Source organism: Microbacterium umsixpiens (assembly GCF_053543675.1).
This window is the reverse complement of the sequence record NZ_JBLVOH010000089.1, coordinates 1-7,722: the sequence shown is the minus strand read 5'-3', so window position 1 is coordinate 7,722 and position 7,722 is coordinate 1. Positions and strand designations below refer to the sequence as shown.

The following is a 7,722-nucleotide window of genomic DNA, read 5'->3' as shown; positions in this document are numbered from 1 at the left end:
GGCGCGCACTACGCCGCCATCACCGGTGCGTGCGTCCGCCTCGCGGCGAGGCGCGCCGACCCCAGCGAGACGCAGCGGGTGCGCCGTCGGATGGACCGGATCGACGAGCTCGACACCGAGGCGCAGCGCCGGCTGCTCGACGACGTGCAGATCGAGATCGTGGCCCTCAGCCAGTCCGCGCGACTGACTCGCGAGCAGATGAAGCTGCAGGCGGAGCTCTCGCCCTACCTGCGTCTCGTCGCGCACGAGACCGAGAATCTTCGACGGCAGGGTGCGCACCTCGCCGCCGTCATCGACGCCGTGGAGGCCGGAGACCCCGACGCCGCCGGGGCGAGGACCGAGCTCATGGCCGCCGAGACCATCGACGCGCTGATCCGGCTCCAGGCCGCGAACGGTTAGTTCCGAAGACCCGCATCGACGTGCACAGGAGGACGCGATGAACACAGCAACCGACACCGCCACCCAGGCCGCGGCCGCGATCGTGGAGGACTACTTCGCAGCGCCCGTGCGGGCCCTGGTCGACTGGGTGGGCCCGTTCGCCACCCAGGTCGCCGAGGCCAGGGCCAGCGGACCGCTCACCCGCTCGAAGATCGATGCCCTGGTGCGACCGCATGCCCTGAAGACACTCGACCTGCGCGGCGTGCCCGTGTACGGCGCCGGGTTCATCGCGGCGATCGATCTGCTCGCCGACGCCCACAGCCACCTGGCGTGGTGGCAGGGCGACGACCGACGGCAGCTCGTGCTCGCCTCGCAGTCGCTCAACAAGGAGAACATCGACTACAGCGCGCTCGAGTGGTACCGCGTGCCGATGACCACCGGGGAGCCGCATGTGGCCGGCCCCTACGTCGACTACCTCTGCAGCGACGAGTACACGATCACGATCGCTGTGCCCGCCGATGTGGACGGCGAGCGGATCGGCGTCGCCGGACTCGATCTGCTCGTCTCGGCGGTCGAGCGGGACCTGACCCACCGGTTCGCCGCGCTGGGCAGCGAGGTCACGCTGACGAACGGCGTCGGACGCGTGGTCGTGTCGACCGATCCGCGATGGGCGACCGGCGACTCGGTGCGCGGCAGCGGTCTCGCCGACCTCCCGCGCGTCGCCTGCCCCACCGTCGCGCTCGATGTGATCGTCGGCTGAGGAGCGCTAGCGGGCGCCGGACCCCCGGGCGGCATCGCGGGTACCGTGCCGCGGATCGTCGCGGACCGGCACTTGACCAATGGTAACCTCCTGGTTACCATTCTGAGCATGGACATCTTCGCGGCGATCGCCGATCCGATCCGTCGCGATCTGCTGCGTCGGCTGGCAGCGGGCCCCGCGCGCGTCGTGGACCTCGCCGACCGGCATGACATCTCACGACCGGCGATCAGCAAGCACCTGCGCATCCTGACCGACGCCGGGCTGACCCGCGGCGAACACCACGGTCGCGAGCGCCACTACTCGCTCGAGATCGAGCCGCTCGCCGTGGTCGGCGATTTCCTCGCGGAGCTGGTCGCCGGTCGCGCACCCGTGACGGCGCAGCACCTGGACGCGCTCGACACCGAGGTTCATCGCGCGGGCCGCGACCGTCGCCGCGCCGCATCCGCATCCCTGAGTACGGAGGAGAACATCGCATGAACCCGACCGGAGTCTTCGACGCCGAACGGCGCACCTTATCGCTGCAGCGGGTCTTTTCTGCACCCGTCACAGACGTCTGGGCGAGCATCACGGAATCCGACCGACTCGCACGCTGGTTCGGCACCTGGACGGGCGACCCGTCGACGGGGCGGGTCCTGGTCACGATGAATGCCGAGGCTGCGCCCATCCCGCCCGCCCCCTACGACATCCACGTGTGCGAGCCGCCGCATCGCCTCGACGTCAGTGCCGTCGATGAGTACGGCGCCTGGCGGCTGGTCGCCGAGCTGGTCGAGGCAGACGGGCGCACCGCCCTCACCCTTCGGCAGGAGGACGTCGACCCCGGCACGTTGGGCGAGACGGGCCCCGGCTGGGAGTGGTACCTGGACCGATTGGTCGCCGCGTCCACCGATCGACCGCTGCCCTCTCTCGACGACTTCGACACGGAGTACATGCCGCTGGCCGCGGCCTACGCGGCGATGCCTGCCTGACCGCGGCGCGGCGAGCGGTCGGGGGCGTGCGTACGTCGGTGGCACCGGGCACGATGGGGGCATGACCGACGGCTACGATCCGGAGTTCCTCGGAGCGACCCTCCCCCTTCCACGCCCGACGCAGCCGGTCCGCCCGCTCCCCTACCCGCGCTTCACGGTGCTGCTGGATCCTGAGCGGCGTCTCGCGGCGGCGACCGCGGTGAACATCGACGGCGCGACTCTGCAGGATCTCCCGCGCACCGGCGAGTGGCGCCTCGACGAACGGGCGCCGTCCGCCGAGCAGACCGGCCCCGAGGTGTATGCGCGCAACGACCTCGACCGCGGGCACCTCGTGCGGCGGCGCGATCCGGGATGGGGGTCGGTCGAGACGGCCCGCGCCGCCACCGAGGCGACCTTCTTCTACCCGAACGCCGCTCCGCAGGCCGCCGGCTTCAACCAGTCGAAGGAGCTGTGGCTCGGCCTCGAAGACCACGTTCTCTCCTACGCCGAGGCGACCGATCAGCGGGTGTCAGTCTTCACCGCGCCGGTCCTCGCCCTGGACGACCCGGCGTACCGCGGCATCCGGATCCCGTTGCGCTTCTGGAAGATCGCCGCCTGGCAGGGCCCCGACGGACTCGCGGCCGCCGGCTTCGTGCTCGACCAGTCCGAGCTCGTCGACACCCGCGAGGGCGTGTTCGCCGTGCCGCCCCTGGGTGCCTTCCGCACGTTCCAGGTGCCGATCGCCGACATCGCCGCTCTGACCGGCATCGACCTCGGACCCTTGACCGGATCGGATGTGCTCGGCGCTCAGACCGCGCTGCCGGAGCGGTGGCGGACGTTGACAAAGAACAACGACATCGCCCTCTGAAGCCGCCATCGACGTGATTACGACGTTGTATCATCAAGGACGGTGATGACGTCTGGGAGGTCGTATGGCAGCCACCCTCCACGACGTGGCGAATCTCGCCGGCGTCTCGATCAAGACCGTCTCCAACGTCGTGAACGACTACCCGCATGTCAAGGAATCGACGAGGACCCGCGTACGCCAGGCGATCGAAGAGCTCAACTACCAGCCCAATCTTTCGGCACGCTCTCTCCGCTCCGGACGGAGCGGCGTGATCGGGCTCGTGCTCCCCGAACTGAGCCTCAGCTACTTCGGGGAGCTCGCTGACGCGGTCATCGCCGAGGCGGAGAGACACGGTCTCGTGGTACTCATCGAGAAGACCGGCGCCGACCGTGACCGCGAGATCGCCGTCCTGACGAGCCCACGCATGCAGCTCACCGACGGCCTCATCTTCAGCCCGCTCGGCATGGGGCAGGCGGATGCTCAGCACTTCGAGGTCGACTTCCCGGTGGTGCTCCTCGGCGAGCGCATCTTCGGCGGTCCTGTCGATCACGTCACCATGCGCAACGTCGAGGCCGCGCAGGCGGCGACGGAACTGCTCCTGAAGGCCGGCCGCCGACGCATCGCTCTCGTCGGCGCACACGTCGATGAGGATGTGGGATCCGCCGCCCTGCGCACGCAGGGCTACGAGCAGGCCCTCGCCGCCGCCGGCATCGAGGTCGATCAGTCGCTCGTGCGGTATACGACGCTCTGGCACCGGTCGAACGGAGCTGAGGCGATCCGAGACCTTCTGAGCGACGGCGTCGAGTTCGATGCCGTCTTCGGGCTCAACGACGCGCTCGCGCTCGGAGCGATGCGAGCTCTCCAGGAGGCGGGCCTCCGCATTCCGGATGACGTCTCGGTCGTGGGCTTCGATGACATCGACGAGGCCCAGTACACGCTCCCGAGCCTGTCGACGATCGACCCCGGTCGGGAGCAGATCGCCGCTCTCGCCGTGGAGCTGCTCCTCACCCGCATCCGTGACGGCGCCGGTCGGCCGTCCGACCCCCGCGAGGTGCTGGTCGACTTCGAGGTGGTCGTACGCGAATCCGCCGTCCCGTCGGACTGACCCGGGTCGGGACACAGGCGCGGAGCGGCCGATGTCTCCGACCGCCCCGCGCCCTGCTTTACTCCCGCATCACTCCCGTGTCACTGGATGCCCTCCTTGATGAGACGCCACTCCTGGCACGCCGCCCCGGTCGGACCCCACTGCTGCGCGACCGCGCCGTCGGCCGTCGAGCACGAACCGATCTCAAGGAGCTTCGCACTGTTCGCATTGGCGATGGTCCAGTAGCCCGCACTGTTGGGTGACAGGTTCCAGCGCTGGGTGGCGGTGCCGCTCGCCGACCGCTGGACCGCGTCGGTGCCGTCAGCAGTGGAGGCGCCGGGGATCTCGAGGAGCTTCCGGCTGTTCTTGTTCACGAGTTCGAACGTTCCCCCCGTCGCGGGCTGCACCTTCCAGATCTGCGTGGCATTCGCCGTCGGCCCCCACTGCCCGGCGGGAGCACCGTCGGTCGTGAGCGCGGACAGGATCTCGAGCACCTTGCCGCTGTTGCGGTTCTGCACCTGGAAGGTCGCCGGCAGGGTCGTTCCACTCTTGTGGAGCTGGATCTGGTCCAATTCAGCGAAGGTCCCCGAGTAGGCGAACCGCACGGTGTTCGACCCGGCGTTGAGGGTGACGGTCTTCTGTGCCCAGAGGTAGCGCCCCCAGTCAGCGGTGGCGGGATAGCTGATGTTCGTCGCGGTCCCTCCGTTCACCGAGACCGCGTGACCGCTCGTGGAACCCATGCCGTTGGCGTACCGGACATTGAGGTCGTATGTACCCGCCTGCGGAGCATCGACGGTGAAGGTCACCGTGCTGTCCGCGAAGTTGATGTTGCCGACCTTGCTCCCGTTCGAGGCGTCGCCGTGCGTGACGAGCGTGGTGTTCGTCCGCGCGGCGTTCTCCGCCTCGTAGGCGGTCGCGGTGAGCGGGATCGTCCCGACCCGGATGTCGTTGTAGAGGTAGGTCTGACTAGGGTTCGACGGATTCGCGCGGTAGTTGTCGACGTTCACCGCCTGGTACAGCGTGCGTCCGTCCGGGCTGTAGTCGATCCCCTGCGCGAAGCCGGTGATCGAGCTCGGACCGTTGAACGTCACCGCGAAGGGCAGTCGCTCCCACGGACCGGCGCCGAGGTTGTAGTTGACGAAGAAGTTCTGGCCGCCGTCGAGGTTGCCGGCGGCATCGAGCCCCCACTTCGAGGCGACGACGATCATGCCCTTCGGCCCTCCGGTAGGCACCCACTTGACCGTCGGGGACGAACCGATTCCGCGGCCGTCGGCGAGTTCGACCGGTGTACCCAGACTCGTCGTCGTTCCCCAGTTGAGGCCATCGGGCGACTTCTTGAAGAACACCGGCGAGGCGTTCGAGAAGGCGTATCCCTGTGCATTCACCACTTCGTAGGTCGCGATGTACGAGCCGTCGGGCAGCTTGTCCACCGTGATCATCCCGGGGCGATGCGTGGAGTCGGTCGGCGCGGACACGTTCGAGAGCGCGCCCCATGTCTGACCGCCGTCGAGCGAGCGCCGGTAGGAGACGGCCTGGAGCACGCCGTTCGCCTTCTGCCGCTCGTCCGAGAAGTAGGCGACGAGTCCGCCCCCGCCATCGATCGCCAGCGTCGGCTCCCAGACGGTCGTGGTCGTCGACGTCGAGGAGGGGTCGTAGATCGCCGGCCCACCCGTGTCGATCGTGCTCACGTAGCTCCAGGACACTCCTCGGTCGGTGCTCTTGTAGACGACCAGCTTCGTCACCGACGACGCGGCGTTGCGATCAGCGGGCCTGATCTGGCCGGTGAGCAGGATCGTGCCCGCCGCGAGGTTCCCCGTCGTCTGCGGAACCTCGAAGAGGAACGGCTGCGCCAGGCGGTCGAGCTGCGTCGTGCTCTCCTGCCCGGCGATCCCGGGGAACTGCAGCCCCGGGTTGACCGCCGAGATCTTCTGCCAGCTCGTGCCGTCGTTGGTGCTGCGGAAGATCGGCCACTCCTGGTGGCACGCCAGGGCCGGGTTCGCGAGGCAGGCCTGCGTGTCCGTCGTGGGGTTGGAGCTCGGGTTGACGTCCTTGATCAGACGCCCGTCGTCGAACGTGTTCAGGAGCGTCCCGTTGGAGGTGCCGTTGTGCTTGAGGGCGATGATCTTCGCGTAGGCAGTGCCCGTCGCGTCTCCGCCCTCATCGTTGAACGACGAACCGTCCGGTGGGGCGTACACGAGCGATCCGTTGCCCGTCGTCACCGCCTGAGCCGATGTCGCGACGAATCCCGTCGCCACGAGTGCCAGCGTCGCGGCGATGGCGGACAGTCCTGCCAGCCTCCCGCGAGATCTCTGTTCCGATAACCGCTTCATTGCGTCCTCCGAGGTTGGGGTCCTGACGCGGAGATCCCCATCAGGATTTACATCGTTGTAAATGGAGAATTGCACAACGTTGTAAATCAGTCAAGAGCCGCGACGATCAGGCCCGGGTATGCCGCAGGAACGCGTCCGCGACAGGTGTGCGATACCGCTGGAGCACACCATCGCCGTCCTCTTCGAGCGCCCACAGTCCCATGGAGAGGCGGTAGTCCATCGGCTTGCCGTCTCCCGGGCGATAGGACCACTCGACCATGTCCGTGATGCACCACCATGTGTATCCGATGACGTCGACACCCGTCGCACGAAGATCCTCCACCGCTGCGATCGACGCATCCATCCAGGCGATCCGCTCTTCGACGGTGCCGGTGTAACTCGTCTCGGTCAGGAAGACGGGCCGCTCGTAGCGCGCGGCGAACGACTCGATGACGTCGGCCAGCCCTTCGGTGCCGGCGTCGAGGCGCGGCCGGAGGTCGCGGGGACCCCCGGTGTGCACCACCCCTGCTTCGAAGACCTCCGTGGAGTGCTGCGGGTAGTAGTTGACGCCGACCACGTCGGGGATCGCCGTGTTCTCGCTGGCCCAGGCGAAGTCCTCGTCGGTGAACCCGTTCTCCCGCAGGTACGGCACGAGCGGGTGATCGCCGCCGACGCGTCCCATCACGAGGTCCTGCACGATGTATGCGCGATGCCGCAGGTGCTCATGAGTGTCGCTGTGCGCGGCGGTGTCGCCCGCGAACCGGAAGGAGGCCTCGACGTGCACGAAGTCGGCATCCGGATCGACGGCAGCGATCGCCCGCTGCGTTGTGACGATCCCGCGTGAGATCCCTCGAAGAACCCCGACGAAGCCGCGATCCCCGGAGCGGTACGGCGGCCACTGCGCGAACTCGCCGCAGTACATGATGTTCAGAAGCGGCTCGTTGAGCGGTGTGTAGTGCCGGATCCGACCTCGATACCTTTCTGCGACGGCGGCCGCGTATTCGGCGACGCGCTCCGGGTACTCCGGATTGACGAACTGATCCTCGAGCCAGAGCGGTGTCCCGTAGTGGACGAGGTCGGCGATGAGCTCGATCCCCAGCTCGTCGAAGCGGTCGATGACTCCATCGAGCCACTCCCAGTCCCACTCTCCCGGCGCCGGGTTGACGCGATACCAGGGGATCCCCCACCGCACCATCTCGCTTCCGACTTCGGCGCAGTAGCCGAGATCCTCCGACCAGAAGCGGTAGTGCTGCATGAGTTCGTACTCATCCAGCGCACGCTCACCCGGCCGTGTCTGAGGGATGAAGGTGTCCTCCACTCCCATCGCGAATCGCAGGCGTCCGTCCTCGAACCAGTTCACGTCGTCGTCCTCTTTCTCGGATCCGAGGATCCGTTTGGCT

Annotated in this window: 8 protein-coding genes; 6 read left to right on the top strand and 2 right to left on the bottom strand. The window is 68.0% G+C overall.

Features of this window, described 5'->3' with window-relative positions; all coding sequences use genetic code 11:
• The 6 genes from ACNPM4_RS09085 to ACNPM4_RS09060 form a co-directional block, all read left to right on the top strand.
• Nucleotides 1–399, top strand: a 399-nt coding sequence (locus ACNPM4_RS09085; RefSeq protein ID WP_448985456.1) for an FCD domain-containing protein, incomplete at its 5' end; no start/stop codon positions are given.
• Between the two features lie 37 nt (nucleotides 400–436).
• Nucleotides 437–1,138, top strand: coding sequence for a cache domain-containing protein (locus ACNPM4_RS09080; protein ID WP_400857811.1), 702 nt, complete (start codon nucleotides 437–439; stop codon nucleotides 1,136–1,138).
• Between the two features lie 45 nt (nucleotides 1,139–1,183).
• Nucleotides 1,184–1,615 (top strand): ArsR/SmtB family transcription factor, encoded by a 432-nt coding sequence (locus ACNPM4_RS09075; RefSeq protein WP_448985455.1) that lies wholly within the window; start codon nucleotides 1,184–1,186, stop codon nucleotides 1,613–1,615.
• Nucleotides 1,612–2,103, top strand: a complete 492-nt coding sequence (locus tag ACNPM4_RS09070) for an SRPBCC domain-containing protein (RefSeq protein ID WP_448985454.1) — start codon at nucleotides 1,612–1,614, stop codon at nucleotides 2,101–2,103. The genes ACNPM4_RS09075 and ACNPM4_RS09070 overlap by 4 nt, the downstream gene beginning before the upstream one ends.
• A 61-nt stretch (nucleotides 2,104–2,164) precedes the next feature.
• A complete protein-coding gene (locus tag ACNPM4_RS09065; RefSeq protein ID WP_448985453.1) occupies nucleotides 2,165–2,950 on the top strand; it encodes a DNA/RNA non-specific endonuclease in 786 nt (261 codons plus the stop codon).
• Between the two features lie 64 nt (nucleotides 2,951–3,014).
• Nucleotides 3,015–4,034: a LacI family DNA-binding transcriptional regulator gene (locus ACNPM4_RS09060; protein ID WP_400857806.1), complete on the top strand. Its 1,020-nt coding sequence runs from the start codon at nucleotides 3,015–3,017 to the stop codon at nucleotides 4,032–4,034.
• Nucleotides 4,035–4,114: 80 nt separating this feature from the next.
• Here ACNPM4_RS09060 and ACNPM4_RS09055 read toward each other — a convergent pair whose 3' ends face one another.
• Nucleotides 4,115–6,343 carry an RICIN domain-containing protein gene (locus tag ACNPM4_RS09055; protein ID WP_448985452.1) on the bottom strand — a complete coding sequence of 743 codons (2,229 nt, stop codon included), beginning with the start codon at nucleotides 6,341–6,343 and terminating at the stop codon, nucleotides 4,115–4,117.
• Nucleotides 6,344–6,449: 106 nt separating this feature from the next.
• Nucleotides 6,450–7,722, bottom strand: a 1,273-nt coding sequence (locus tag ACNPM4_RS09050) for a family 1 glycosylhydrolase (RefSeq protein WP_448985451.1), incomplete at its 5' end; no start/stop codon positions are given.